Here is a 26394-nt window from a genome sequence, read left to right as displayed (position 1 = left end):
GGACGGGGGCGGCGGGGCCGCGACGGTGCGTCAGGCGACGGGGGCCTTGCCGAGCGCGGCCTCGGCCTGGTCCTCCGGCGTGGTGCCGGCCGGCGGTACGTCGTTCGTCGCGCGCAGCGGCACCTCCTTGATGAACCAGGCGAGCACCGGTACGGCCACGGTGAAGACGACGGCCCAGAAGAAGACGTGCGAGATGGCGTCGGAGAGGCCGCCGAGCACCGCCTCGCGCATCGGGCCGGTGAGCTTCTTGAGGGCCTCCAGGTCCATCGCGCCGCCTTCGCCGCCCGAGCCCGCGAACGCGGAACCGGCGGCCGAGTCGGCCAGGCGGTTGGCGAAGATCGCGCCGAAGAGGGAGACGCCGAACGAACCGCCGATGGACCGGAAGAAGGTGGCCGCGCCGCTGGCCGCGCCGAGGTCCTTCTGTTCCACGCTGTTCTGCGCGATGAGCATCGAGGTCTGCATGAGGAAGCCCATGCCGACGCCGAGCACGATCATGTAGAGCGAGGACTGCGTCTTGCTGGTGTCGACGTCCAGCAGGCTGAGCAGGCCCATCCCGGCGGCCATCACCACGCCGCCGACGATCGGGAAGGCCCGGTAGCGGCCGGTCTTGGTGATGGTCCGGCCCACCACGAGCGACACCACGAGCATGCCGAACATCAGCGGGAGCAGCAGCAGGCCGCTGTTCGTGGCCGACGCTCCCTGCACGGTCTGCTGGTAGAGCGGCAGGAAGTTCATCGCGCCGAACATGGCGAAGCCGAGCAGGAACCCGATCACCGAGATCAGGGCGAAGTTGCGGTTGGCGAACAGGCTCAGCGGCAGGATCGGCTCCGGCGCGCGCCGCTCGACCAGCGCGAACGCGCCGAGCGCGAGCACTGCCAGCACGGCGAGGCCGAGGATCTGCGGCGAGACCCAGTCGTACTCGTTGCCGCCCCACGTGGTCACCAGCACGATCGCGGTGATGCCGACGGACAGCAGCGCCGCGCCGAGCCAGTCGATCTTGTGCTCGGTGCGGTACTTCGGCAGGTGCATGGTGGTGGCGAGGACCAGCAGCGCCAGTCCGCCCAGCGGCAGGTTGACGTAGAACGCCCAGCGCCAGGAGAGGTTGTCGGTGATGAAGCCGCCGACGAGCGGGCCGGCCACCATGGCGATGGCCATGATGCCGGCGATCATGCCCTGGTAGCGGCCCCGCTCGCGCGGCGGGACCAGGTCACCGATGATTGCCATGACGCCGACCATCAGGCCACCGGCGCCGAGGCCCTGGACGGCACGGAACGCGATCAGCTCGGTCATGCCGGTGTCGGCGCCGCCGAAGACGCCGGAGCCGGACATGCCGCAGAGCGCGGAGCCGGCCAGGAACACCACGACAGCGGTGAGGAAGACCGTCTTGCGGCCGTAGAGATCGCCGAGCTTCCCCCAGATCGGCGTGGAGACGGTGGTGCCCAGCACGTACGCGGTGACCACCCAGGTGAAGTGATCGGCGCCGCCGAACTCGAAGACGATACGCGGCAGCGCGGTGCTGACGATCATGTTGTCGAGCATCGCGAGCATCATCGCGATCATGAGCCCGAACAGGACGACCCGGACGTTTGGTTTCGTGGTCAGCTGGGCTGGTTGACTCATCGGTAGGCTCCCCCGCAGATCGGATGATCGACTTACTTGCCGCCCGGCTAGTTAACTTACTAGCCGGACGGTAAGCTGGTGGCGGGCGCACGTCAAGCGGATTGAAAGGATGTCGGCCGGTGAGGGAGACCACAGGTGGCACGCGGCAGCGCATTCAGGCCGTGGCCTTGGAACTCTTCACCGAGCAGGGCTACGAGAAGACGTCACTGCGGGAGATCGCCGAGCGGCTGGGCGTGACCAAGGCGGCGCTCTACTACCACTTCAAGAGCAAGGACGAGATCGTCACCAGCCTGGTCGACGACCGGCTGCGCCGGATGGACGAGCTGATCGCCTGGGCCGCCGACCAGCCCCCCACGCTGGCGACCCGCCGCGCCCTCGTCGGCCGGTACGCCGACAGCATGTTCGCCGGGGACCTGCCCCAGGTGATGCGCTTCTTCGAGCAGAACCAGACGGTGCTCAAGAGCCTGGTCGCCGGCCAGCAGATGCGGGAGCGGATGATGCGGCTGGCCCACGAGCTGTGCCGGGGCGACGACTCACCCGCCGCCCAGCTCCGCGCCGCGCTCACGCTGTTCGCCGTGCACAGCAGCTGGTTCGCGGTACGCGCGCCGGGCATCACCGACGACGAGCGCAAGCGGATCGCGCTCCAGGTGGCGGACGAACTGCTCGCCAAGATCGGCGAGGCCGGCCAGGGCTGAGCCGGTTCAGCCCGCCGCGCTCAGGTCCAGCCGCAGGCCGCGCAGGTCGATCCCGGGCGCCGGGCTCCAGTCCTTCTCCGGGTACCTGACGAAACCGAGCCGCTCGTAGATGTGGTGCGCGCTCACCGCCATCCCGGCGCGTACGCAGATCACCACCGCCGTACAGCCCAGCTCGGCCGCGCGCGCCACGCACGCGACGGCGAGCGCCGCCCCCGCGCCCCGGCCCTGGGCGGCCGGATCCACCGCGAGCATCCGGAACTCGGCCTCACCCGGGCCGGCGAGTTCGGCGTACGGGGTGCCGGCCAGCACGAACGTCACCGCCCCGAGCACCTGACCGGTGGCGTCGTCGACGGCCACCAGCACCTCGCCGGTCTCGGCGCGGCCGGCCACGTCGGCGAGCACCGGCGCGTACCCGGCCTCGTCCTTGAGCTGGCCGTCCGCCTCGTACGCGGCGACGGTCAGCCGGGCCACGGCGGGGAAGTCCGCCGGCTCGGCGCGGCGTACCCGCGGGCCGGTCAACCGATCTCCGCGATCAGGTCGCCGTCCTGCACCACGTCGCCCTCGTTGACGGCGAGCGTCCGCACCACGCCGTCGGACTCGGCGACCACCGGGATCTCCATCTTCATCGACTCCAGGATCACCAGGGTGTCGCCCTCGGACACCGTGTCGCCGGCCGACACGACGACCTTCCACACGTTCGCCACCATCTCGGCACGGATCTCCTCGGCCATGTTCCGGCCCTCCCTCTGTCCGACAGCTCCCCGACAATCCTGCGAACGGTATCCAATCATGACGCCGGTCACGCCGGGCCGCGCACCACCGGGCGCCCGATGCGCCCCGCCGCGCCCGGGCGGGCGGCGACGGCACTAGCATCGTGCGGGTCGGCCACCGGCGAGCCCGGAGGGCCGCACCGCGACCTCCGCCGCGCCCAGCCGCGGACGGAACCGTGACCAGCACAAGGAGGCAGAGCATGGCGAAGAAGGCCCGGAAGAAGAAGGCCCGGAAGAAGAGCAGCGCCAACCACGGCAAGCGCCCCAACTCCTGATCATCGGGATCAGCGCGGCGCACTGCGCCTGACACGCGGAACGGCCCGGGTCCGATCATTCGGACCCGGGCCGTTCCGTCGCTTGTTCAGTCGGCCAGTTCGCGGGACTCGGTGGTCTCGAAGACGACCAGCTCGGTCAGCCGAAGGCGCAGCCGTTCACGCAGCTTCTCCGGCGCCGCCTCGTTGCCGCAGCACCGCGCCACCAGCGCCTTGACCTCCTGCTCGATGCCGTACTCGCGCAGGCACGGCCCGCACTCGTCCAGGTGGTGCCGGATCAGCACCCGGCGCTCCTCGGCGCACTCCAGGTCGAGGTAGAGGTAGACCTCGGCGAGGACCTCGTGGCAGTCCGTCTCGTGCGGTTGTCCACAGCTCACGGTCACACCTCCCGGCCGGCGGCGGCGGTCGAACCCTTCTTCGACGAGGCGGCGCTGAAACCCCGCTCCGCCGCGTACTGCTCCAGCAGCTTCCGCAGATTACGTCGGCCACGGTGCAGACGGGACATCACGGTGCCGATCGGCGTGCCCATGATGTCGGCGACCTCCTTGTAGGAGAAGCCCTCGACGTCGGTCAGGTAGACGGCCAGGCGGAACTCCTCCGGCAACTGCTGGAGGGCCTCCTTGACGTCGCTGTCCGGCAGCCGGTCGAGCGCCTCCGTCTCGGCCGAGCGCAGGCCGCTGGACGTGTGCGACTCGGCCTCGGCGAGCTGCCAGTCGGTGATCTCCTCGGTCGGCGCCTGAATGGGCTGGCGCTGCCGCTTGCGGTAGGTGTTGATGTAGGTGTTGGTCAGGATCCGGTAGAGCCAGGCCTTCAGGTTCGTGCCCTGCTCGAACTGGTGGAAGGCGGCGTACGCCTTCAGGTACGTCTCCTGAACCAGGTCCTCCGCGTCCGCCGGGTTGCGGGTCATCCGCAGTCCGGCAGCGTAGAGCTGATCGACGAAGGGCATCGCGTCCCGCTCGAAGCGGGCCCTGCGCTCGTCCGTCTTCTCGGTGGTCAACCGCACATCCCCTCGCGTCGGATGCTTTCCCGCCGAGGATACGCGTACCCACTTGCCGGCAGATTCACTTCCGGAGTGTGTGCCGGTGCTCACGACCGACGCCGCCGCGGGCCACTCCGGCGCGTCGAGCAGCCGCCGGAGCTGGCGCTCGTCCCGTTCGTCCCGTTCCCGGCTCCGTGTCTCGATCGGCACCGGTCACCCCCCTCGCGCTGGCAATGTCGTCGTCCAAGGGAGGTAACGCGAGTTGCGGGGCGTGGCATTCCTCCGGCCCCACCCGATCCTGGTCCCGGCCTCGGCCGCGACCGACGCTGGGACCAGGAAGGGCCTGGGAGGGTGGCCCCGGCGCGCCCGAACCGGGCGGCCGGCACCAACCGGTGCAACGACCCGCCGCGGCGGACGGTCACGGCGCGCGCCGCCCGGTCAGGACGACCACCCGTGTACGCGCAGCCAGTCCCGCACCACGACGGCCGTGCCGGCCGGATCGCGGCGCAGGTCGTGGCGCTCCCCCGGCCGGACCACCACCTCGATCCCGGGGCCGGGCTCGGGCACGCCGAACGGGTCCCGGTCGCCGTTGACGACGAGCGTGGGCAGCCCGGTGAGCAGTTCCCCGGCCCGGGAGCGCTCCGGCCGGCCCGGCGGGTGCAGCGGGAACGCCAGCGCCACCACGCCGACCGCCCCGACGGCGGCTGCGGTACGGCAGGCCACCCGGGCGCCACTGGACCGGCCCCCGACCACCCAGTGGCGCACCCGTGGGGCACGCCGGCACAGTTCGGCCAGCACCGCCGTCCACGCCTCGTCGAGGTGTCCGGCCGGAGCGGGCGCGCGTCGGCCGGCGACCCGGTACGGCTGGGTAACCAGGGCCACCCCGGCTCCGGCGGCGAGCACCGCCTCCCGTACCGCGGTGAGGTCCGGCGCGTCCACGTCGCCGCCGGCGCCGTGACCGAGCACGAGCACCGCCGCGCCGTCGGCGGGCATGTCGAAGCGGAGCCGGGCGGGCCCGCGTGGTGTGTCGATCTCGTCGTCGTGCCGCACCGGCTCATTCTGCGCGGACCGGGCGGCCCGCCGGCGGCCGGGCGGGAAACGCCGACGTCGCCCGCGGCCTGCCGGAGCGGGCCACGGACGATGTCGGGATCAGCTCAGCGGAACCAGCGTGAGTAGGCGGTCGCGCACCGGCGGACCGGCGTCGTCGAGCGCGTCCGGGTCCGGCTGCACCTCGCTGCGCCAGGCCACCAGCATGGCGCGCCGCTCACGCGGCGTGGTGCCGCCCCAGACGCCGTGGCAGTCGCCCACCTCCAGCGCCCAGGCCAGACAGGAGCCCTGGACGTCGCAGGTGCGGCAGAGCGCCACCGCCGCGTCGGCCGGTTCGTTCGGTGCCGGAAAGAACGTCTCCGGATCGACGTTCTGACAGGTGCCCCTGGTGCGCCACGCGTCGTCCTGGCGTCGTTCGCTCAGCGCCCGCAGCAGTCGCGGATCGCGCCGCGCGGCGGCCACCTCGTGCGGGCGGGGCATGCGTGCCCGTGTCAATACACCCACCTCCCCCGTGGGAACCGGCATTGATCTCTCGCAAGATCGATGGGTGTCATCCGCCCCGTGCGAACAGACGCCCATCACCGGCGCTGTGTTCTATCGCATTCGCATACGTCAGGACAAGAGTCTTCAATGAAACTGACTGAACGTCCGGGCGACTTTTCCGGCGCAACCCCGACAAAAAGGTCACGCGAATGTGGCAGAGCGTGATCAGAAGAGAGTCGGCTCGACGGCCGTCTCGACACCCGCCGGAACCACCGGGGCGACCAGCTCCGGGCCGTCGTTGCGGACGTCGCCGACCGCCCGGGAGACGGGCCGGATCTCCAGCCCGGCGAGCAGCCCGGGCTCCGGTGGCGCGAGCAGCTCCGCCGGCTCCTCGGCCGGGCCCAGCCATCCCGGCCAGCGCTCCGGCGACAGCAGCAGCGGCATCCGGTCGTGCACCTCGGCCAGCTCGCCGACCGCCGCGGTGGTGAGCACGCTGAACGTGAGCCGGGCCGTACCCGCCGACTCCCAGACCGACCAGATGCCGGCGAAGGCCAGCACCGAACCGTCCCGCGGGGTCATGAAGTAGGGCTGGCGCCCGCCGTCGGCGAGGCGGACCCACTCGTACCACCCGTCGGCCGGAACCAGGCAGCGACGGCGGGCGAAGGACGGCGCGTACGCCCGGCTGGTGGCGACCGTCTCGGCCCGCGCGTTGATCATGCGGGCGGCTCCGGCGGCGCTGCGCGACCACTGCGGGAGCAGGCCCCAGCGGCCGAGGGAGAGCAGCCGGTGCCCCTCCGGGGCGAGCCGGACCAGCGGCACCGGATCGGTCGGCGCGACGTTGTAGTCCGGCGTCACCCCGCCGGTCTCGTCGGCCGACTCGAACAGCGCGCTCAGGTCCGCGGCGCTCCGGGTCGTGGCGTACCTCCCGCACATGGCGCACACGCTAGCCGCATCCGGACGTTCCGGCTGTCCCGCCCAACGGGAGCAGCGGCACCGGACGGTTCCACCCGGCCGTGAGCTTGGCAGAATGTAACGGTGAGCAATCCGACCGCGACGCGTCCGCAGCAGCAGTGGGCCGCGCCGACCGCGAGCGACCCGGTCGCCGCGACGCTGCGCCTGCCCGGCTCCAAGTCGATGACCGCCCGGGCCCTGGTGCTCGCCGCGCTCGCCGGCGGGCCGTCGACACTCGCCCGGCCGCTGCGCGCCCGGGACACCGAACTGATGGCCGGTGGCCTGCGCGCACTCGGCGCCCACATGTCGATCTCGGACGACGACCGCTGGCTGGTCCGCCCCCACCCGCTGGCCGGCCCGGCGCACGTCGACGTCGGCCTGGCCGGCACCGTGATGCGCTTCCTGCCCCCGGTGGCCGGACTGGCCGCCGGGCGGGTCACCTTCGACGGCGACCCGCACGCCCGGACCCGGCCGCTCGGGCCGCTGATCGGCGCGCTGCGCACGCTCGGCGTCCGCATCGACGCGCCGGCGGTCGGCAGCCTGCCGCTCGTCGTCCTCGGCGCGGGCCGGGTGACCGGCGGCGACGTGGTGATCGACGCCTCCGCGTCCAGCCAGCTCGTCTCCGGGCTGCTGCTCGCCGCACCCCGCTTCGACCGGGGCGTCGTGGTCCGGCACGAGGGGCCGCCGGTGCCGTCCGCGCCGCACGTGCGGATGACGGTGCAGATGCTGCGCGCGGCCGGCGCCGCCGTCGACGACACCACGCCCGACGTCTGGACGGTCGAGCCGGGCCCGCTGTCCGGGCGCGGCTGGGAGATCGAGCCGGACCTGTCCGGCGCCGCGCCGTTCTTCGCCGCCGCGCTGGTCACCGGCGGCGAGGTGACGCTGCAGGGCTGGCCGCGCAGCAGCCTCCAGCCGGTCGAGCAGCTCCGGGACCTGCTGCACCGGATGGGCGGCGAGGTGAGCCTCGGCACCGACGGCCTGACCGTGCGGGGCACCGGCACGGTGCGCGGGATCGACGCCGACCTCTCCGACGTCGGCGAGCTGACCCCGGTGCTGACCGCGCTCACGCTGCTCGCCGACGGTCCGTCCCGGCTCACCGGCATCGGCCACATCCGCGGCCACGAGACCGACCGGGTCACCGCGCTCGCCAAGGAGTTCACCGCGCTCGGCGCGGACATCACCGAGACCCGTGACGGGCTGGACATCCGGCCCCGCCCGCTGCGGGGCGGGACGTTCTGCACGTACGCCGACCACCGGATGGCGCACGCCGCCGCGGTGGCCGGGCTGGCCGTCCCCGGCATCGAGGTCGACGACGTGGCGTGCACCTCCAAGACCATGCCGGAGTTCCCGGCACTATGGTCGGGGATGGTGACCGGCAAGAACTGACAGCGGGGGGACGTCCTGGCGACGAAGCGGCGCGAGTACGACGAGGACGACGTCCGGGTACGACCGGGCCGGTCGTCGCGCCCGCGTACGCGCACCCGGCCCCGGCACGACGACGCCGTCGACGGCTTCGTCATCGCCGTCGACCGGGGCCGCTACACCTGTGTGATCCCCGGTGCCGGGCCGGACGCGCCGCTCGTGACCGCCATGCGCGCCCGCGAGCTGGGGCGCAAGTCGGTGGTGGTGGGTGACCGGGTGGGGCTGGTCGGGGACACCTCCGGGGCGGCGGGCGCGCTGGCCCGCATCGTGCGCATCGCCGAGCGGACCTCGGTGCTGCGGCGTACCGCCGACGACGACGAGACCACCGCCGAGGGGCGGCTGGAACGGGTCGTGGTCGCCAACGCCGACCAGCTGGTGATCGTCAGCGCGCTGGCCGACCCGCCGCCGCGCACCGGGTTCATCGATCGCTGCCTGGTGGCCGCGTACGACGCCGACATCGAGCCGCTGCTCTGCCTCACCAAGGCCGACCTGGACGGCCCGGAGGCGGTGCTCGGCTACTACACCGAGCTGGAGCTGCCGTACGTGCTGATCCGGCCGGACTCCGACCTGGCCGCGCTGCGGGCGCTGCTCGCCGGCCGGGTCTCGGTGATGGTGGGCCACTCCGGGGTGGGCAAGTCGACGCTGGTCAACCGCCTCGTCCCGGACGCCGAACGGGCCGTCGGCACGGTCAGCGCGATCGGCCGGGGCCGGCACACCTCGACCAGCGCGGTGGCGCTGCGCCTGCCCGCCGAGCCCGGCGCCGACGGCGACACCGGCTGGATCGTCGACACCCCGGGGGTACGCAGCTTCGGGCTGGCCCACGTGTCCGCCGAGAGCCTGCTGCACGGCTTCCCCGACCTGGTCGAGGCGACGGTGGACTGCCCGGCCAACTGCCCGCACACGGCCGACGAGGCGGACTGCGCGCTCGACGCCTGGGTGGCCGCCGGGAAGGCGGACGCGCGCCGGCTCGCCTCGTACCGCCGGTTGCTGGCCTCGCGCAGCGGCGAGGGTGACCCGCGCGAGCCGGAGCGCAACCCCGGCGACCCGCTCGCCGGGTCCTGACCGGCGGACCGGCGGCGACCCGCCGTCGCCGGCCCGGCCGCCGCCGCTAGCGTGTCGGTCATGACCGGGTACGCCGACGACCTCGCCCTCGCCCACCAGCTCGCCGACGCCGCGGACGCCGTCTCCTCGGCCCGGTTCCGCGCGCTCGACCTGCGCGTCGAGTCCAAGCCGGACCTGACCCCGGTCTCCGACGCGGACACCGCCGTGGAGCGGGAGATCCGCGCGCTGCTGGCCGCCCACCGTCCCGGCGACGGCCTGCTCGGCGAGGAGTACGGCGCGCAGCCGCCCGCCGGCCCGGACGGCCGGCGCTGGGTGATCGACCCGATCGACGGCACGAAGAACTTCGTCCGGGGCGTACCCGTCTGGGCCACGCTGATCGCGCTGCTGGAGCACGACCGGCCGGTGCTCGGCCTGGTCTCCGCCCCGGCGCTGGGCCGCCGCTGGTGGGGTGCGCTCGGCGCGGGCGCGTTCGCCGGCACCGGCGCGGCGGACGGCACGCCGATCCGGGTCTCCGGCGTCACCGCGCTGGGCGACGCGAGCTTCTGCTACTCGTCGCTGACCGGGTGGGAGCAGGCCGGCCGGCTGGACGCGGTGCTCCAGCTCATGCGGGACACCTGGCGCAGCCGCGCGTACGGCGACTTCTACGGCTACATGCTGCTGGCCGAGGGGGCACTGGACGTGATGGTGGAGCCGGAGTTGTCCCTGTGGGACATCGCCGCGCTGGTCCCGATCGTCACCGAGGCGGGCGGAACGATCACGGATCTGGCCGGGCGGCCCGCGCCGGCCGGTACCGACTCCGCCGACATCAGCGCCGTGGCCAGCAACGGAGCGCTCCACGACGACATCCTGGCCCGGCTCGGCCGTCCAGCCGAGCGCTGACCCGGGCAGAGCCTCTATCCTCGCCAGGTGGTTTCCTCCGGTTGGTGCTTCCTGGCGGCGATGATCATCGCGTACGGCTTCGCCAACCTTCTCCAGTCGGTCGCGGCCGCGCGGACCACTGTGCACCACACGTTCGATCCCGGGCTGCTGCTGCGCCTGGCCGGGCACCGGACGTACCTGATCGGCCTGGCCTGCCAGGTGGTCGGCTTCGTGCTGGCCTTCCTGGCCCGCCGTGACCTGCCGTTGTTCCTGGTCCAGGCCAGCGTGGCGGCCGGGCTCGGGGTGACCGCCGTCCTGGGCGTGCTGGTGCTCAAGTGGCGGCTGCCCGCCGCCGAGGTGGTCCTGCTGGTGCTGCTGTTCGCCGGCATCACCGCGCTCGTGCTCTCGGCCCAGCCCGCGCCGTCGCGGCAGCTCGGCACCGCAGGGCTGGTCGGCCTGGCGGTGGCGGTGGCCGCGATCGCCGGGTCCGGATTCTTCGCCGCCCGGCTGCACGGCGCGCTCGGATCGGTGGTGCTCGGCTCGCTGGCCGGGATGGCGTTCTCCGCCGCGGCGGTGGCGGCCCGCCCGCTCGCCTCGGCCGGCTCGGCGGAGGCGTTCGTCCGCGACCCGCTGCTCTACCTGCTGATCGTCCACTCGGTGATCGGTCAGCTGCTGCTCGGCCTGGCCATGCAGCGCGGGTCGACCACGGCGGCGGTGGCGGCGATGGACGCCGCCGGGGCGGTGCCCGCGGCGATCGTCGGCCTGCTGCTGCTCAACGACAAGATCTGGCCGGGCCGGGAGTGGCTGGCCGGGCTCGGCTTCCTGGTGACGCTCGCGGCGGTGGTCGGCCTGACCCGGTACGCCGAACCGCAGCACCACCACGCCGGCGCCCGCGACCGCCAGAAGGCGGTGGTGGGCGCCGGGATGGTGCCGGTTCAGGCCGCCTCGACCGGCCCGCGTTCGGAGACGACCACCTCGACCTCTGGCGTCGCCTCGACCGGCGTCGGCTCGATCGGCGTGGCCGGGCGGCGCCGCCCGATCACCCGCTCGTAGAGGCGCTCCAGCGCGGCGGCGGTCCGTTCCCAGGTGTAGCTGCACCGGACCCGGTCCACCGCGGCGTGCCCGTACGCGAACCGTCCGGCGTTGTCCGACAGCAGCCGGCGCAGCGTGACGCCGAGCGTGCGCACGTCGCCCGGCGGCACCAGCTTGCCGGTCACCTCGTCCACCACCGCGTCGGCGATGCCGCCCATGGCGTAGCCGACCACCGGCACGCCGCAGGCCATCGCCTCCAGCGACACCCGCCCGGCTGAGGCGTAGTGCGGGGTGCAGGCCACCACGTCGGCGGAGCGGTACCAGGTGGCCATCTGGTCGTGCGGCACCGCGCCGACCAGCTTCACCTGCTCCGCCACGCCCGCCCGCTCGGCCAGCTCGCGCAGCCGGCGCGCCTCGGCGTGCCCGGCCAGCCGCTCGGCCGGCGGACCACCGGCGATCACCAGCTCCGCGTCACCCACCAGCCGCATCGCCCGGATCAGGTCGTCCTGGCCGTGCCCGGGCGCGAGCCCGCCGACGGACAGGATCCGGGACCGCTGGTCGCGGGGCGCCGCCTCGCCGTCCGGGTGGAACTGACCGATGTCCACCCCGGTCGGCACCATCGCCACCGACGTGCGTTGCAGGCCCATCCGGGTCAGCTCGTCGACCTCGTCGTTGCACTGGGCCACCGCCACGTCCACGGCCCGGGTCAGGGCCCGTTCCAGCGGGATGCGCTCCCCCGGCCCGGTGTACTGCCGGCCGAGGTGGCGCAACTGCTCCACGCCGAGCGAGTGGAACGTCTGCACCACGGGGATGTCGGTGGCGCGTACCGCGTGGGCGGCGGCGAGCCCGCCGACCCAGTAGTGCCCGTGCACCACGTCGGGGGTCCAGTCCCCGGCCCACTGCCCGGCCAGCCAGCGGCCGTACTCGGCGACGAAGGGAACCAGCTCGGCGGTGGAGAGCACGTCGGGCGGGCCGACCGGGACACGTTCCACCCGGTAGCCGTCGAGTTCGGTCAGGGCGGGCTGGGCGGACGCGGCACGGCGCTCGTAGACGCGGACCTCATGGCCCCGGGCGGCGAGTTCCGCCGCCACGCGCGCAATGTGCTCCTGCGTCCCGACGGTGGGACCGTCGGTGGACGAGCCGGCGTGCGCGCATACAAGGCCGACGCGCATGGTGCACCTCCATGCGTTCTCTGCAAGCGGGGTCTCCGGTCAGAGCGTCCCATTAACCCAGGTCCGGTGCGCCCAAACCTGACAGATCAGGGTCACCCGGCCACCGCGTCCCGCGGACGGGACAGCCGACCGATGCCGATCACCGTCGAAAACGGTCGGCATGTCCGCCCGGGCCGGGGGTACCGACGGAGAATGCCGCTGACCCGCAGCCTCTCCGACGCCACTGTCGTCATCACCGGTGCCTCCAGCGGGATCGGCGCTGCCACCGCGTACGCGCTGGCCCGCCGGGGCGGCGACGTGGTGCTGGCCGCCCGGACCGAGTCCGCGCTGCGCCGGGTCGCGGCGTACTGCCGGGAACTCGGCGGGCAGGCGCTGGTGGTACCCACCGACGTGACCGACCCGGAGGCCGTCGGTCGGCTGGCGGAGCGGGCGGTGGCCGAGTTCGGCCGGATCGACGCCTGGATCAACAACGCGGCGGTCGGCACCGTGGGGCTGTTCGACGAGATCCCGGTGGCCGAGTTCCGCCGGGTGGTGGACGTGAACCTGCTCGGCGCCGTGTACGGGACGCGGGCCGCGCTGCCCTGGCTGGGCGCGGCCGGCGGCGGGGTGCTCGTCAACAACGCCTCGGTGCTGGCCGAGGTGGCGATGCCGTACCAGTCGGCGTACAACGCGACCAAGCACGCGATCCGCGGGCTGGCCGACACGGTCCGGCAGGAGCTGCGGGTGACCGGCCGGGGGAACATCTCGATCTGCACCGTGCTGCCCGCCACCATCGACACGCCGTTCTTCCGGCACGCCGCCAACCACTCCGGCCGGGAGCTGACCCCACCGCCGCCGGTGTACCCGCCGGAGATGGTCGCCGAGACGATCGTCAAGCTGCTGCGCCGGCCCCGGCGCGAGGCGTACGCGGGCGGCGCGGCCCGGCTGATCGGGCTGCAGTGGCGGCTCGCCCCGGCGCTGGCCGAGCGGGTGATGGGCTGGTACACCGCGCGCACCCAGTTCGGGCCCGGCGTACGCGACGACTCCACCGGGACCGTGTTCACGCCGGGCTCGGCGGCGGAGCGGACCGACGGGTGGTCCGGCCGGCGTGGTCAGGTGCTGCGGCTGACCGCAGCGGTCGGGCTGGCCGCCGGCACCGCTGTCGGTACGGTGAAGGCGATCAGCCGCCGGTCCCGGGCCGGCCGTCCGTGAGTCCCGTCGACCGGACCGGTGCGCGGACGCGGGCGGACGTGCACAATGGGGCGATCATGCCGACGGATGCGCGTTGCCTGGTGGAGACCGACGATTCGTCCCCGACGGTCCGGCTGACCGGGGTGCTCGACCGGTCCGAGGTGCAGGCCGTACGGGACGCGCTGCTCGCCCGGCTGTGGCGGCGCCCCGGGGCGCTGCTGGTGGACCTGTCCGGGGTACGGATCCCCGACCCGCTGGCCCGCGACGCGCTGGACGAGGTCTGCCGGGCGGTCGCCGACTGGCCCGCCGCCGAGCTGCTGCTCGACCCGGACGGGCCGCCGCGGGAGGCGCCGCCCGAGCCGATCGAGGTCGAACTACCCCCGGTGGTCGAGGCCGCCCGTGAGGCGCGGGTCCTGGTCACCGGCGGGTGCGTCAGGTGGGGTCTGCCGGAGCTGGTCGAGCCGGCCTGCATCGCGGTCACCGAGATGGTCAACAACGTGGTGGCGCACGCCGTCACGCCGATGACGCTCCGGCTGGCCCCGCGCGGCGGCGCGCTGCACCTGGCGGTCCGGGACCACTCGACCGGGCGGCCCGCGTACGGCGGGCCCGCACCGGTGGACTCGGTGGGCGGGCGAGGGCTGCTGCTGATCGACACGGTGGCCCGGCGCTGGGGCAGCACGGCACTGCCGGACGGCAAGGTGGTGTGGTGCGTGCTGTACCCCGAGGACGAAGCGGCGTACCGCAACTGAGGTGCCTTTTCGCACCGTTGCTCCCGATCCACCCGGCCGGTCGCGGTTAGGGCGGGGAGCGCAGTGGGTAGTTCCCGGGCATGCGCGACGACGAGTACCCCACCCCCGTGTCCGATCCCGAGGCGGAGGGCCTGCCCGACACCGCCGACGACGACTCCACCGCCAACGACGACGTGCTGACCGGGCGCGAGGCGGACGGCCCCGAGCCGGCCCAGCTCCCCGGTGACCGTACGCCGGTCGCCGTGGACCAGTTCGGCACCACGGCGGAGGAGCAGCTCGACGGCGAGTCGCTGGACTACAAGCTCCAGCGCGAGCGGTACGAGCGCCCCGCCGACGACCCGCTCGCCGGCCCGGTCGATCCGGACATCGCGGCCGAGGCGGACAGCGAGGAGGCCGCCGCGCAGGCCCAGCTCGACGCCGACGTGATCGACCTGGGCCCGGTGTCGGACCCGAACTCCCCGGTGTCGGTGTACGACCACGGCCAGCTCGGCACCGTCGCCGACCACCAGGTGGGCCGGCTGGTCGAGCCGGACGAGGGCGCGCACACCGACCAGGAGACCGACAACGTGGCCTACGACGCGGGCGCGGCCGGCGGCGGGGCCAGCGCGGAGGAGCTGGCGATCCACGAGACGCGGCCGCCGGACGCGCGCTGACCGCTCACTCGTCCAGGCCCCGCTCGATGGCGTACCGGGTCAGTTCGACCCGGTTGTGCAACTGGAGCTTGCCCAGGGTGTTCTGCACGTGGTTCTGCACCGTCCGGTGGGACAGGCTCAACCGGTCGGCGATCTGCTTGTAGGACAACCCCTTGGCGACCAGACGCAGCACCTCGGTCTCCCGTTCGGTGAGCCGGGGTGCGTCGTCGTGCGGGGCGGGCGGCGCCGCGGCCAGCCGCCGGTACTCCCCCAGCACCAGCCCGGCCAGGCCGGGTGTGAACACCGGCTCGCCGGCCGCCGTGCGCCGCACCGCGTCCAGGAATTCCGCCGGTGCGGCCGACTTGATCAGGTAGCCGGTGGCGCCGGCCTTGACCGCGTCCAGCACGCCCTGCGCCTCGCCGCTGGCCGAGAGCATGAGTACCCGCACGTCCGGCAGTGCGGCGCGGAGACCCCGGATCACCTCGACGCCGGAGATGTCCGGCAGCTGAAGGTCGAGCACGACCAGGTCGGGGCGGGCCGCCGCGGCCACCCGTACCGCCTGCCGCCCCTCACCGCTCGTCGCCACCACCTGGTGGCCCGCCTCGGTGAGGTCACGGGCCACGCCCTCGCGCCACATCGGGTGGTCGTCGACCACCATCACCCGGATGCTCATCCGCGGCTCCTCGGCACGACCAGCTCGATCTCGGTGCCGGCGCCGGGCGCGGACACGATCCGCACCTCGCCGCCCAGGTCGGCCACCCGGCCACGGATGGACTGCGCCACCCCGAGCCGGCCCTGCGCGGCGGCCTCCGCGAGCCGGCCCTCCGGGATCCCCGGTCCCTCGTCGCGTACCGAGACGGTCACCGTCTCCTCCTCGTCCTCGATCAGCACCCAGGCCCGCCCGCCGGCGTGCCGGGCCACGTTGTCCAGCGCCGCGCCGACCGCGGCACCCAGCTCACCAGCGGCCCGCGCCGGCAACGGCACCGGTGTGGCGGGCGCGGACACCACGACGGTGGCCGAGGCGTACCTGTCGATCAGGTCGCGCAGGTCCTGCTCGTCCCCGGCCCGATCCGGCGGCGCGCCCGTCCGGCCGATCAGCGCCCGCAGCGCCTCCTCCTGCTCGCCAGCCAGCCGGGCCAGCTCGGCCGCCTCGCCGTCCAGGTCCGCGCCGCGCCGCCGGACCAGCGCGAGCACCTGGAGCACCGAGTCGTGGATGTCGCGGGCCAGCCGTTCCCGCTCCCGGGTGGCCGCCTCCAGCTCCACCGCCCGCTGCAACCGCTCCTCCGCCTGCACCGCCAGCCGCGCCACGTGCCCGACCACCACGCCGGCGAGCAGCATCAGGATCGCCCCGGTCAGCGCGGACGGGCTGATCCGGTCGCGGGTGGCGAGGTCGGCGCCGCCGAGCACGATCGCCGCCACCGCGCCACGGCGGCGTCCGCCGGCGACCGCCCAGGCCAGCACCGGCCCGGCCAGCCAGGCGGCGGTCAGCATCGGCACTCCGGCGGCGAGCGCCGCCTGGCCGACCACCCACGGCGTGACCAGGATGATCGCCAGCACCACACCGAGGTCGGCCAGCAGCAGCGGCCAGCGCCGCCCGGCCGGACGGCCGTAGGCGGCCGCCGTCACGCCGCTCCACGCCAGCATCGCCAGCAGGACACCGCCCGCGGCGACCGGGTGCGCGTAGCTGCCCGCGTCGCGCAGCACGACCAGTCCGACGTACGCGAGCGCGGCGAAGCGGAACACCGCTATCGATCGCCAGAACGGGCCCTCGAGGCCGGAGGACGACGGCATGTGCGACACCCTGTCACAGCCGGTCCAGGGCACCCCGCCCGGTGCGGCCCGAGAAACCCTGACGTACGGTGGAAATGCCGCGAAAGTCGTCGAGAGCCATCGTCGGGACGGGGTCATGACAGACGCAGAACTCCCCGCACCGCGTACGGTTGTGCCCATCGAACCTTCCCTGCTTCTCGCCACCGCCTTCGACCAGGCGCAGGTGACCGGGCTGCGGCACTCGGTCACCTCCTGCGCGCACGGCTCCGGCCTGTCCGGCCAACGGCTGGACGACTTCGTGCTGGCGGTCAACGAGCTGATCACCAACGCGGTCCGCCACGGCGGCGGGCAGGGCTGGCTGCGGCTCTGGGAGCGGAACGGCGAACTGGTCTGCGAGGTCGCCGACCACGGGCCCGGGATCAGCGAACGGCGGCTGCGCGACCGCGAACGGCCCGCGCCGGACACCGCCGGCGGCTGGGGTCTCTGGCTGGCCCGCGAGTTGAGCGACGCGATGGAGGTGGAGACCGGCGCCGCCGGCACCGTCGTCCGGATCACCGCCGCGCTCGCCACCCGCCAGCCCGCCACCGGTCCGCTGGACGGCTGACCCGCCACCGTCAGGCGAACAGGGCGCTCACCGACTCCCCGTTGTGGATCCGCCGCATCGCCTCGGCCAGCGCCGGCGCCACCGACAGCACCTCCAGCTTCGGCACCCGCTTGTCCGCCGGGATCGGCACCGTGTTGGTGCAGACGATCTCCAGGACGCCCTCCTGCGCGCTCAGCCGCTCCAGCGCGCCGCTGGAGAACAGGCCGTGCGTACAGGCCAGCCGGATCGAGCGGACCCGCCGCTCGCGCAGGTGCGAGATCAGCTCGATCACCGTGCTGCCCTTGGCGATCTCGTCGTCCAGCACGATCACGTCCCGGTCCGCCACGTCGCCGATGATCGTGCTGATCTGCACCCGGTCGTCGCTGTAGCGCTGCTTCGCGCCCGCCGCCACCGGCGTGCCCAGCATCCGGGCGAACGCGGCGGCCTCCTTGGCGTTGCCCAGGTCCGGCGAGACCACCACCGCGTTGCTCAGGTCGTACCCCTTGAAGTGGGTGGCCAGCTCGCGCAGCGCGTGCAGGTGGTCCACCGGGACGCTGAAGAAGCCGTGCACCTGTGGCGAGTGCAGCGTCATGGCCAGCACCCGGTGCGCGCCCGCGGAGGTCAGCAGGTCGGCGACGAGCCGGCCACCGATGGAGATGCGCGGCGCGTCCTTCTTGTCCGACCGCGCGTACGCGTAGTGCGGCAGCACCACGGTGATCCGCGCGGCCGACGCGCCCCGGGCCGCGTCGATCATGAGCAGCAGCTCGACCAGGTGCTCCTGCACCGGCGGCACCAGCGGCTGGATGAGGAAGACGTCGCGCTCCCGGCAGTTCGCCTGCAACTGCACCTCGAGGCAGTCGTTGGCGAACCGGGACACCCGCACCGGGTGCAACGGGACGTGGAGGTGGGCGCAGATCTCGGCGGCGAGGTCGGGATGGGCCGACCCGCTGAACACGGCAATGTCACGCACGTCTGATGATCGTACGGGCCGCGGGGAGGAGACGGTGGACGCTCGCGGCGGGTACGGTGCTGCCGTGACCGCAGAGTTCGTCGCCGCCATCGACCAGGGCACCACGTCCTCGCGCTGCATCGTCTTCGACCGGGCCGGTGAGATCGTCACAGTGGCCCAGCGCGAGCACCGGCAGATCTTCCCCCGGCCCGGCTGGGTCGAGCACGACGCCGAGGAGATCTGGACGAACGTCGAGCACGTGGTGCGCGAGGCGCTGGCGAGCGCGGACATCGGCACCGAGATGCTCGCCGGGGTGGGCATCACCAATCAGCGCGAGACCACAGTGGTGTGGGACCGGGAGACCGGCCGCCCGGTGGCGAACGCGATCGTCTGGCAGGACACCCGCACCGGCCCGCTGCTGCGCGAGCTGACCGGGACGTACGACGAGGAGCGGCTGCGGGCCCGCACCGGCCTGACCCCGGCCACCTACTTCGCCGGCCCGAAGCTGCGCTGGCTGCTCGACCACGTCGACGGGCTGCGCGAGCGGGCCGAACGCGGCGAGGTGCTGTTCGGCACCATGGACAGCTGGCTGATCTGGAAGCTGACCGGCCGGCACGTCACCGACGTGACGAACGCCAGCCGCACCATGCTGATGGACCTGGAGACGCTCGACTGGGCCCCGGAGCTGCTCGACGCGCTGCGGATCCCGGCCGCCGTGCTGCCGGAGATCCGCAGCTCGGCCGAGGTGTACGGCACCGCCCGGGGGGTGCTGGCCGGGGTGCCGGTGGCGAGCGCGCTCGGCGACCAGCAGGCGGCGCTGTTCGGGCAGACCTGCTTCCAGCCCGGCGAGGCCAAGTGCACCTACGGCACCGGCAGCTTCCTGCTGCTCAACACCGGTGCCAGCCCGGTGCCGTCGCGGCACGGCCTGCTCACCACGGTGGCGTACCGGATCGAGGGCCAGCCCGCCGTGTACGCGCTGGAGGGCGCCATCGCGGTCACCGGCTCGCTGGTGCAGTGGCTGCGCGACAACCTCGGCCTGATCTCCACCGCCCCGCAGGTCGAGGAGCTGGCCCGTACTGTCGACGACAACGGCGGCTGCTACGTGGTGCCGGCCTTCTCCGGCCTGTTCGCCCCGCACTGGCGCAGCGACGCCCGGGGCGTGATCGCCGGGCTGACCGGCTACATCACCAAGGGGCACCTGGCCCGCGCGGTGCTGGAGGCGTCGGCCTTCCAGACCCGGGAGGTGGTGGACGCGATGAACGCCGACTCCGACGTGGCGCTGCGCCGGCTGCGGGTCGACGGCGGGATGACCGGCAACGAACTGCTGATGCAGTTCCTCGCGGACGTGCTGGACGTGCCGGTCGTGCGGTCCCGGATCACCGAGACGACGTGCCTCGGCGCCGCTTACGCCGCCGGCCTGGCCGTCGGGTTCTGGCCCGACCTGGCCACGCTGCGCGAGAAGTGGCGCTCGGACGCGCAGTGGGAGTCGACGATGGACCCGGCGCACCGGGAGCGTGAGCTGCGCCAGTGGCACAAGGCGGTGCGGCGCACGCTCGACTGGGTCGACTGAGCGTCAGTCCCAGCGGTTGCCGGTGAGCTTCTCGTACACCTCGACGTAGCGGGCCCGGGTCGCCTCGATCACCTCGGCCGGCACCTCCGGCGCGGGCGGCTGCTTGTCCCAGCCGCTCGCCGTGGCCCAGTCCCGCACGTACTGCTTGTCGTAGGAGAACTGCGCGCGGCCCGGCTGGTACGACTCGGCCGGCCAGAACCGGGACGAGTCGGACGTGAGCACCTCGTCGCCGAGGACCAGCGTGCCGTCCGCCGCCCAGCCCAGCTCCAGCTTCGTGTCGGCGATCAGGATGCCCCGCTCGGCGGCGATCTCCGCACCGCGCCGGTAGACGTCGACGGTGATCTGCCGCAGCCGCTCGGCGACCTCCGGCCCGACCTTGTCCACCACCTGCTCGTACGTGATCGGCTCGTCGTGCTCGCCCTTCGGCGCCTTGGTCGACGGCGTGAAGATCGGCTCGGGCAGGATCGACGCCTCCACCAGGCCGCGGGGCAGCGGCACCCCGGAGACCGAGCCGGTGCGCTGGTACTCGGCGAAGCCGCCGCCGGTCAGGTAGCCCCGGGCCACGCACTCGACCGGCACCATCTCCAGCCGCCGGCAGCGGATCGCCCGGCCGGCGAACTCCTCCGGTACGTCCGTCGCGGAGATCACGTGGTTCGGCACCAGGTCGGACAGCTGCTCGAACCACCACAGCGACAGCGCGGTGAGCAGGCGGCCCTTGTCCGGGATCGGGGTCGGCAGCACCACGTCGTAGATGGAGACGCGGTCGGTGGCGACCAGGATCAGGTCCTCGCCGTCGGCGTAGACGTCCCGGACCTTGCCCGAGTGCAGAAGTTCCACGGCGCTAGTACACCATGAGCAGCGCGGGCCGCCGGGCGCGCCCACCGGCGTCCCGTCCGGCGTTGACACCCGGCCGGGGGCCGGTGAAATGATCCGTCCACCCCACCTTCGGAGAGAGACCTGTGCGCGCTCCGCAGTCCGTACCCCGTCCCGGGCTCGACCGGCGACGGTTCCTCGGCGCGCTCGCCGGTCTGCCGCTCGCCGCCGGAACGCTGCCGCTGCTCACCGGATGCAGCCCGGAGGAGGTGGCCGCCGACGAGGGCCCGGTCGAGCTGTCCGTGTTCTGGTGGGGCGACGCCCGCCGCGCCCAGGCCACCGAACAGGCGCTGCGGCTGTACTCGCAGCAGAACCCGCGGGTCAGCTTCCGGGTCACCTGGCAGGGGCTGAGCGGCTACTACGACCGCCTCGCCACCCAGGCCACCGGCGGCAACGCGCCGGACCTGTTCCAGATCGACGACACCCTGCTCACCGAGTACGCCGGCCGGGACATCCTGCTGGACCTCACCCCGTACGCCGCGGACGAGCGGCTCGACCTGCGTGAGGTGCCGGAGCAGCTGGCCCGCTACGGGCGGGTGGACGAGCGGACCGTCGGCGTGCCCGCCGCGCAGACGAGCGCGGCGCTGGTGTTCAACCGCGGTCTGCTGCGCCGGCTGGACCAGCCCGAGCCGCGCACCGGGATGTCCTGGAAGGAGTACGTGAGCTGGGCCGCCCGCGTCACCCGCGCCTCCGGCAACCGGGTGGCGGGCACCATGGACGCCTCCGGCGACTACCGGGCGTTCTGGCTCTGGCTGCGCGGCCAGGGCAGCGAGCTGTACCAGGGCCGGCAGCTCGGCTTCAGCTCCGCCGAACTGCTCGCCTGGTTCGAGTTCTGGGAGGTGGCGCGCTTCGACCGGGCCACGCCGAGCGCCGCCCTGGTCGAGCAGGCCGACAGCGGCGAGCTGGCCCGCCAGCTCGTGGTCACCGGGCACACCGCAGCCTCGTTCGCCTGGTCGCACCAGCTGCCCGAGTTGCAGCGCCTGGCCGACGACGAACTGGGCGCCGTCGCCTTCCCCGGTACGCCCGCCGCCCAGTGGCCCCGGGCGTCGATGTACTGGGCCGGTTTCCGGGGCACCCGCCACCCGGAGGCGGTGGTGAACGTGCTCGACTTCCTGACCACGAACGTGGCGGCCGGTCGGCTCCTCGGCGTCGAACGCGGCTTGAACGCGAGCAAGCAGGTGCGTTCGTTCGTCGCCGCGGAGGTGACCGGCCGGGCCGAGAAGCGCATGACGGCGCTCGGCGCCGAGCTGGACGATCTGGCCGGTCCGTCCCCCGCGCCGCCGCCCAAGGGGCACGCCAAGGTGCGCGAGCTGCTGATCGACGCGGCCGAGAGCATCCGCGGCAAGCAGGCCGGCGCCCGCACCGCGACCTCCCGCTTCATGGCTCAGGCGAACACCGCCCTGGCCGAGTGACCCGCCCCGCCCGAGGCGGACAGGGCGGGCGAGGGCTCAGCGCGGGGGGCGGTTGCGGCGGTTACGGGTGAGCAGCACCACCAGCAGCACGATGCCGCCGACCACCACAAGGCAGCAGAGCAGGCCGAGGAAGCCGAACCCGCCGCGGGAACGACGGCGGGCGGCCTCCACCACGATCTCGCCGGTGCCCGACGACGCCCAGGCCGCGACCGGCACGAAGACCGAGAGCACGACCGTACCGAGGACCGCGCCCAGGCGGCCCCACCACTTGTTCCATCCAGACATGCCCCCATCCTCGCCGAGACCCGCAACCGGGGCACGGCGGACGGAAAGGATGTCGCCGGACACGGCGAAGGGCCCGGAGCGAACTCCGGGCCCTTCGTCACGAGTAGCGGGGACAGGATTTGAACCTGCGACCTCTGGGTTATGAGCCCAGCGAGCTACCGAGCTGCTCCACCCCGCGTCGGCTCGTACAGCTTATCGCACTCCGATCCTGGAGATCAGCCGGGTCCCCCGGAATCCCCCTCGGGCACCGCACGACGATCCGAAGTCCCGCCGGGCGAGGTCGAGCACGAGACTCTCTGGCGATATGACTGAGAGTCATAATCATGACTCTCAGTCATATGCGTCTCGGGACTTCTCTTCTGCCGAGCCGGTCGCGGACCGTGACCACGGCGCGCGATCCGCAGATGCGCGTGGGACACCGGCGGAAACGGCGAAGGCCCCGGAGAGAACTCCGGGGCCTTCGCCACGAGTAGCGGGGACAGGATTTGAACCTGCGACCTCTGGGTTATGAGCCCAGCGAGCTACCGAGCTGCTCCACCCCGCGTCGGCTCGACAACCGTAGCGCACCGACCGGGGGAGGCGCAAAACGGGTACTCAGTCCCACCACCGCCGGATCGCCCCTGCTCCCACAGCACCGTCACCGACGGCCGCCCCGGGCGGGCTGCTCGGGGCAGGCCCGGACCGCCACGCGCACCTCGGCCAGCGCCGGGGCCGCCGCACCGGCCCGGTAGATCGTGATGCTGTGCCGGTAGTTGCCGGACGGCACCTCGTCCGCGGGCGCACCGGCCCGGCGGTACGGCAGCGACCGGCCACCGCGTAGCCGTACCGGACGGCCCGGCCCGACGTGCTGCGGGGGTTGCGGCCGGGGAGTCCGCTTCACGACAGAGCCCGTGGTCCGGGTGACCGTTGCGGTCCCGGACCACGGGCTCGTGGTGTCAGCTCGGCGTCAGCCGCTCGGTGTCGGCGCGGGTGACGTCGGTGCCGGTGGCGAGGCGCTGCCCGACGGCGCGGGGTTACCTGAGCCGTTCGCCGCGGCCTGGGCCTGCTGGAACGCGCTCATCGCCTCGTCCAGCGCCTTCAGCGCACGCCCGTACCGCTCGAAGTCGCCGGACGCCTGCGCGGCCTTGACCTCGGCGATCGCGGTCTGCACCCGGGCGGCGGCCTGGGCCAGTTCCCCGCTCACCGGCGGCGTGTTGTTGTCGCCCGCGGTCGGCGACGGCGTGGGATTGTCGGGCGTCGGGTTGTCGTCGGTGCTCGGCGGCGGGTTGTTGTTCGGTGCCCGCTTGCCCTGCTCGACGAGTTGCTTGATGCCGTCGTTGAGGTTGTTGGCGAGCACCACGTACGAGCCGCCGTCACCGTAGGAGAGCAGCACCTTCTGCAACAGCGGGTACGCGTCGGTGCTGCTGCTCTTCACGTACACCGGCTCGACGTAGAGCATGCCGTCGGCGAACGGCAGGGAGAGCAGGTTGCCGTACTGCACCTGCGCCTGGTTGGAGGAGAGCAGGTTGAGCTGCTGCCGGATGTCACCGTTGTTGGTCATCTGCTGGTGCACCTGCGTCGGCCCGGAGATGCGGGTCTGGTCGGGCAGCTCCAGCACCTCCAGTCTCGGCTGGCCGTCGACGTACGACCCGGAGACCAGCGCGGCGAGGTTCTGCCGCCCGTTGGGGGTGACCGCCGAGGTCAGCTGGAAGCGTGGTCCCTCCTGCCCGGGGAACTGCGTGAACAGGTAGTACGGCGGCTGCTTCTGCCCGCTGTCCGGCGCGTCCGGCACGTTCGGCACCTGCCAGAAGTCCTGGCCGGAGTAGAAGTCGCCGGGGTCGGTGACGTGGAACTTGGTCAGCAGGTTGCGCTGCACCTTGAACAGGTCGGCCGGGTAGCGGAAGTGCTCGGCCAGCTCCGGCGGGATGTCGCCCTTGGGCAGCACCAGGTCACCGCCGAACGCCTTGTTCCACGCCTTGAGCACCGGGTCGGTGTCGTCGTACGAGTAGAGCTTGACCGTGCCGTCGTACGCGTCGACTGTCGCCTTCACCGAGTTGCGGATGTAGTTGACGTTCTCCCGGGCGAGCTGGAACGTGCCCCGGCCGGTCAGCTCGTCGGTCGTCTCGGCCTGGAGGTTGACCCGCTCGGCGTACGGGTAGGTCGCCGCCGTGGTGTAGCCGTCGATGATCCACAGGACGCGCCCGTTGACCACGGCCGGGTACGGGTCGCCGTCGAGCGTGAGGAACGGCGCGACCTTCTCCACCCGGTCGCGCGGGTTACGCACGTACAGCAGCTTCGAGTTCTCGTTGACCGCCTCGGAGAGCAGGAAGTTCGACTCCTGCTCCTTGATCGCGTAGAGCAGCCGGCGCGGGAACGAGCCGATCTTGACGCCGCCTTCGCCGGTGTAGGTGTAGTACTGCTCACCGCCGGTGGAGGTGGGCCGGTCGAACTCGACGTTGCGGTCACCGGTCTGCCCGACGATCGCGTAGTCGTTCGCCTCCATCCGCTCGCCGTAGTAGATCCGCGGCTGCTGGGCCGGGATCTCCTCGGTCGGCGCGGAGCACGCCTCCTGCGCCTTCTCGCCGAGGTAGCCGGAGACGAAGTACGGCTGGCCGCCGCAGACCACCTGGTTCGCCGGGGCGGCCACCAGGCCGTACCCGTGGGTGTAGACGGTGTGGCGGTTGATCCAGTTGCTCTGCTGGTCGGTCAGCTCGCCGTAGTTGATCTCACGGACGCCGACCACGTAGTCGGAGGTCTTGTCGTTGACCGAGTACCTGTCGATGTCCAGCTTCGAACCGAAGTCGTAGAAGCCCCGGACCTGCTGGAGCTGCGTGTACGTCTCGGAGACCAACTGCGGGTCGAGCAGCCGGATGTTCTGCACCACCGAGGTGTCGGTGGCCAGGCTGGCGGGTGGAACAAGGTTGCTGGCCGCGTACGGTGTGGTCTTCGCGCCTTCCAGGCCGAACGCGGACCTGGTGGCCTTGATGCTGCGTTCGATGTACGGCGCCTCCTTGTCCCGGGCGCTCGGCTTGACCTCGAAGGTCTGCACGGCCCACGGGTAGATGCCGCCGATCGCCACCGCGGAGACGCCCAGCAGGGCGAGCGAGATGCCCGGCCAGACCAGGTTCCGCATCACCGCGTTGGAGAACACGATGATCGCCAGCGCCACCAGGACGGAGATCCAGGCGAGGATCTCCTTCGCCGGGAGCAGCGCGTTCACGTCCGCGTAGCCGGCGCCGTAGAGCTTGGCGCCCTCGTTGTACTCCAGCAGCATGGCCCGCCGGTCCAGCACGTAGGCGACGGCCTTGAGCAGCACGAACACGGCGACCAGCGAGCTGAGGTGGGCGCGGGCGGCGTTCGTCATCCGGTCGCCGATGCCCTGCAGGCGCACGCCGCCGAAGATGTAGTGCACGGCGAGCGCGCCGAGCAGCGACAGCACCACGGCGGTGAAACCGACGCCGAGCAGGTAGCGCCAGAACGGCAGCTGGAAGACGTAGAAGCCGACGTCGATGCCGAACTCCGGGTCCTTCACCCCGAAGTCGCCGCCGTTGCGGAACAGCAGCCACTGACCCCAGCGGCTCTGCGCGGAGAGGCCGGCGAACAGGCCGACGACGGCGGCGGCGAGCGCGATCCAGGTGCCGAGCCGCGGGCTCAGCAGCATCCGGTAGCGCTCGAGCGTGGCCTGCTCGGCCGAGTGCGGGCGCATCTTGGGCCGCAGCCGGTAGGCCAGCCAGAGGTTGCCGCCGACGAGCAGCGCCATGCCGGCGCCGATCACCAGGAACAACAGCAGGCGGGTGGCGAGCACGCCGGTGAAGACCTGGGTGTAGCGGACCTCGTCGAACCAGAGCCAGTCGGTCCACGCGTTCACGCCCCACCCGAGGAGGGTGAACAAGATGAACACCCCGATCAGGACACCGATGGTGACGCGTCCGCGCCGGCTCATCCTCGGTAAGGGACTGCTACGCATGACCACTGTTGGCTCCGCACGCTCGATGTGATCGGCTCCGACCAGGCACCAAGAGTACGGGGTGTTCCTGAGCACGTCGGGTCAAGGTCACG

Annotated in this window: 28 protein-coding genes and 2 tRNA genes; 12 read left to right on the top strand and 18 right to left on the bottom strand. The window is 72.9% G+C overall.

Going from position 1 to position 26394, the window contains the following annotated elements; all coding sequences use genetic code 11:
- Nucleotides 1-30 precede the first annotated feature (30 nt).
- Nucleotides 31-1620, bottom strand: a complete 1590-nt coding sequence (locus O7607_RS17190; RefSeq protein WP_269704205.1) for an MDR family MFS transporter — start codon at nt 1618-1620, stop codon at nt 31-33.
- A 119-nt stretch (nt 1621-1739) separates the two neighbouring features.
- On the opposite strand from O7607_RS17190, the gene O7607_RS17185 reads away from it, so the two are divergent.
- Nucleotides 1740-2315, top strand: a complete 576-nt coding sequence (locus tag O7607_RS17185; protein ID WP_269704204.1) for a TetR/AcrR family transcriptional regulator — start codon at nt 1740-1742, stop codon at nt 2313-2315.
- Nucleotides 2316-2321: 6 nt separating this feature from the next.
- Here O7607_RS17185 and O7607_RS17180 read toward each other — a convergent pair whose 3' ends face one another.
- Nucleotides 2322-2834, bottom strand: a complete 513-nt coding sequence (locus O7607_RS17180) for a GNAT family N-acetyltransferase (protein ID WP_269704203.1) — start codon at nt 2832-2834, stop codon at nt 2322-2324.
- A complete protein-coding gene (locus O7607_RS17175) occupies nt 2831-3046 on the bottom strand; it encodes a biotin/lipoyl-binding carrier protein (RefSeq protein WP_269704202.1) in 216 nt (71 codons plus the stop codon). Before O7607_RS17175 ends, O7607_RS17180 begins: the two co-directional genes overlap by 4 nt.
- Before the next feature lie 239 nt (nt 3047-3285).
- Here O7607_RS17175 and O7607_RS30580 point away from each other — a divergent pair, with 239 nt between their 5' ends.
- Entirely contained in the window at nt 3286-3360 is a 75-nt protein-coding gene (locus O7607_RS30580; protein ID WP_369752275.1) for a 50S ribosomal protein bL37, read from the top strand.
- An 86-nt stretch (nt 3361-3446) separates the two neighbouring features.
- Here the strand turns inward: O7607_RS30580 and rsrA are convergent, their stop codons facing one another.
- The 5 genes from rsrA to O7607_RS17150 form a co-directional block, all read right to left on the bottom strand.
- Nucleotides 3447-3734: a mycothiol system anti-sigma-R factor gene (gene rsrA / locus O7607_RS17170; RefSeq protein WP_135241896.1), complete on the bottom strand. Its 288-nt coding sequence runs from the start codon at nt 3732-3734 to the stop codon at nt 3447-3449.
- A 2-nt stretch (nt 3735-3736) separates the two neighbouring features.
- Nucleotides 3737-4546: a sigma-70 family RNA polymerase sigma factor gene (locus O7607_RS17165; RefSeq protein WP_120573278.1), complete on the bottom strand. Its 810-nt coding sequence runs from the start codon at nt 4544-4546 to the stop codon at nt 3737-3739.
- Between the two features lie 228 nt (nt 4547-4774).
- The gene (locus O7607_RS17160) at nt 4775-5329 is read right to left on the bottom strand and encodes an alpha/beta hydrolase family protein (RefSeq protein WP_442929528.1); all 555 of its coding nucleotides are present in this window, start codon (nt 5327-5329) and stop codon (nt 4775-4777) included.
- Nucleotides 5330-5485: 156 nt separating this feature from the next.
- Nucleotides 5486-5878 (bottom strand): WhiB family transcriptional regulator, encoded by a 393-nt coding sequence (locus tag O7607_RS17155; RefSeq protein WP_013288375.1) that lies wholly within the window; start codon nt 5876-5878, stop codon nt 5486-5488.
- Nucleotides 5879-6091: 213 nt separating this feature from the next.
- A complete protein-coding gene (locus tag O7607_RS17150; protein ID WP_269704198.1) occupies nt 6092-6799 on the bottom strand; it encodes an SOS response-associated peptidase in 708 nt (235 codons plus the stop codon).
- 102 nt (nt 6800-6901) lie between these two features.
- On the opposite strand from O7607_RS17150, the gene aroA reads away from it, so the two are divergent.
- The 4 genes from aroA (at nt 6902) to O7607_RS17130 (ending at nt 11212) form a co-directional block, all read left to right on the top strand.
- Entirely contained in the window at nt 6902-8203 is a 1302-nt protein-coding gene (gene aroA / locus O7607_RS17145; protein WP_269704197.1) for a 3-phosphoshikimate 1-carboxyvinyltransferase, read from the top strand.
- Nucleotides 8204-8365: 162 nt separating this feature from the next.
- Nucleotides 8366-9301 (top strand): ribosome small subunit-dependent GTPase A, encoded by a 936-nt coding sequence (gene rsgA / locus O7607_RS17140; RefSeq protein WP_269704196.1) that lies wholly within the window; start codon nt 8366-8368, stop codon nt 9299-9301.
- A gap of 60 nt (nt 9302-9361) precedes the next feature.
- The gene (gene hisN / locus O7607_RS17135) at nt 9362-10180 is read left to right on the top strand and encodes a histidinol-phosphatase (RefSeq protein ID WP_269704195.1); all 819 of its coding nucleotides are present in this window, start codon (nt 9362-9364) and stop codon (nt 10178-10180) included.
- Nucleotides 10181-10240: 60 nt separating this feature from the next.
- Nucleotides 10241-11212: a hypothetical protein gene (locus O7607_RS17130; RefSeq protein ID WP_269707001.1), complete on the top strand. Its 972-nt coding sequence runs from the start codon at nt 10241-10243 to the stop codon at nt 11210-11212.
- Here O7607_RS17130 and O7607_RS17125 read toward each other — a convergent pair.
- Nucleotides 11095-12363, bottom strand: a complete 1269-nt coding sequence (locus O7607_RS17125) for a glycosyltransferase (RefSeq protein ID WP_269704194.1) — start codon at nt 12361-12363, stop codon at nt 11095-11097. The two genes, O7607_RS17130 and O7607_RS17125, sit on opposite strands and share 118 nt — an antisense overlap.
- 192 nt (nt 12364-12555) lie before the next feature.
- On the opposite strand from O7607_RS17125, the gene O7607_RS17120 reads away from it, so the two are divergent.
- From O7607_RS17120 to O7607_RS17110, 3 genes are all read left to right on the top strand, one after another.
- Nucleotides 12556-13554: an SDR family oxidoreductase gene (locus O7607_RS17120; RefSeq protein ID WP_269704193.1), complete on the top strand. Its 999-nt coding sequence runs from the start codon at nt 12556-12558 to the stop codon at nt 13552-13554.
- A gap of 56 nt (nt 13555-13610) precedes the next feature.
- The gene (locus O7607_RS17115) at nt 13611-14282 is read left to right on the top strand and encodes an ATP-binding protein (protein ID WP_269704191.1); all 672 of its coding nucleotides are present in this window, start codon (nt 13611-13613) and stop codon (nt 14280-14282) included.
- Nucleotides 14283-14362: 80 nt separating this feature from the next.
- Entirely contained in the window at nt 14363-14935 is a 573-nt protein-coding gene (locus tag O7607_RS17110; RefSeq protein WP_269704190.1) for a DUF5709 domain-containing protein, read from the top strand.
- A 4-nt stretch (nt 14936-14939) separates the two neighbouring features.
- Here O7607_RS17110 and O7607_RS17105 read toward each other — a convergent pair whose 3' ends face one another.
- A complete protein-coding gene (locus O7607_RS17105; protein ID WP_269704189.1) occupies nt 14940-15587 on the bottom strand; it encodes a response regulator in 648 nt (215 codons plus the stop codon).
- Nucleotides 15584-16705, bottom strand: coding sequence for a MacS family sensor histidine kinase (gene macS, locus O7607_RS17100; RefSeq protein WP_269704188.1), 1122 nt, complete (start codon nt 16703-16705; stop codon nt 15584-15586). Before macS ends, O7607_RS17105 begins: the two co-directional genes overlap by 4 nt.
- 115 nt (nt 16706-16820) lie before the next feature.
- On the opposite strand from macS, the gene O7607_RS17095 reads away from it, so the two are divergent.
- Nucleotides 16821-17288: an ATP-binding protein gene (locus O7607_RS17095; protein ID WP_269704187.1), complete on the top strand. Its 468-nt coding sequence runs from the start codon at nt 16821-16823 to the stop codon at nt 17286-17288.
- Between the two features lie 10 nt (nt 17289-17298).
- Here O7607_RS17095 and O7607_RS17090 read toward each other — a convergent pair whose 3' ends face one another.
- Complete coding sequence (locus tag O7607_RS17090) at nt 17299-18237, bottom strand: ribose-phosphate diphosphokinase (protein WP_269704186.1); 939 nt, start codon at nt 18235-18237, stop codon at nt 17299-17301.
- A gap of 64 nt (nt 18238-18301) precedes the next feature.
- Here O7607_RS17090 and glpK point away from each other — a divergent pair, with 64 nt between their 5' ends.
- Nucleotides 18302-19786, top strand: a complete 1485-nt coding sequence (gene glpK / locus O7607_RS17085; protein ID WP_269704185.1) for a glycerol kinase GlpK — start codon at nt 18302-18304, stop codon at nt 19784-19786.
- A gap of 3 nt (nt 19787-19789) precedes the next feature.
- Here the strand turns inward: glpK and O7607_RS17080 are convergent, their stop codons facing one another.
- Nucleotides 19790-20623 carry a phosphoribosylaminoimidazolesuccinocarboxamide synthase gene (locus O7607_RS17080; RefSeq protein WP_269704184.1) on the bottom strand — a complete coding sequence of 278 codons (834 nt, stop codon included), beginning with the start codon at nt 20621-20623 and terminating at the stop codon, nt 19790-19792.
- A gap of 122 nt (nt 20624-20745) precedes the next feature.
- On the opposite strand from O7607_RS17080, the gene O7607_RS17075 reads away from it, so the two are divergent.
- The gene (locus O7607_RS17075; RefSeq protein ID WP_269704183.1) at nt 20746-22071 is read left to right on the top strand and encodes an ABC transporter substrate-binding protein; all 1326 of its coding nucleotides are present in this window, start codon (nt 20746-20748) and stop codon (nt 22069-22071) included.
- 36 nt (nt 22072-22107) lie between these two features.
- Here the strand turns inward: O7607_RS17075 and O7607_RS17070 are convergent, their stop codons facing one another.
- The 5 genes from O7607_RS17070 to O7607_RS17050 form a co-directional block, all read right to left on the bottom strand.
- Nucleotides 22108-22356, bottom strand: a complete 249-nt coding sequence (locus O7607_RS17070) for a hypothetical protein (RefSeq protein WP_269704182.1) — start codon at nt 22354-22356, stop codon at nt 22108-22110.
- A gap of 104 nt (nt 22357-22460) precedes the next feature.
- A tRNA-Met gene (locus tag O7607_RS17065) sits at nt 22461-22534 on the bottom strand.
- A 292-nt stretch (nt 22535-22826) separates the two neighbouring features.
- Nucleotides 22827-22900 (bottom strand) — tRNA-Met (locus O7607_RS17060).
- Nucleotides 22901-22993: 93 nt separating this feature from the next.
- Nucleotides 22994-23236: a hypothetical protein gene (locus O7607_RS17055; protein ID WP_269704180.1), complete on the bottom strand. Its 243-nt coding sequence runs from the start codon at nt 23234-23236 to the stop codon at nt 22994-22996.
- Between the two features lie 66 nt (nt 23237-23302).
- A complete protein-coding gene (locus O7607_RS17050; RefSeq protein WP_269704179.1) occupies nt 23303-26302 on the bottom strand; it encodes a UPF0182 family membrane protein in 3000 nt (999 codons plus the stop codon).
- Between the last annotated feature and the right edge of the window lie 92 nt (nt 26303-26394).

Source organism: Micromonospora sp. WMMA1949 (genome assembly GCF_027460145.1).
GTDB lineage: Bacteria > Actinomycetota > Actinomycetes > Mycobacteriales > Micromonosporaceae > Micromonospora.
The sequence above is the reverse complement of the archived record's forward strand: the minus strand, read 5'-3'. Positions and strand labels throughout refer to the sequence as shown.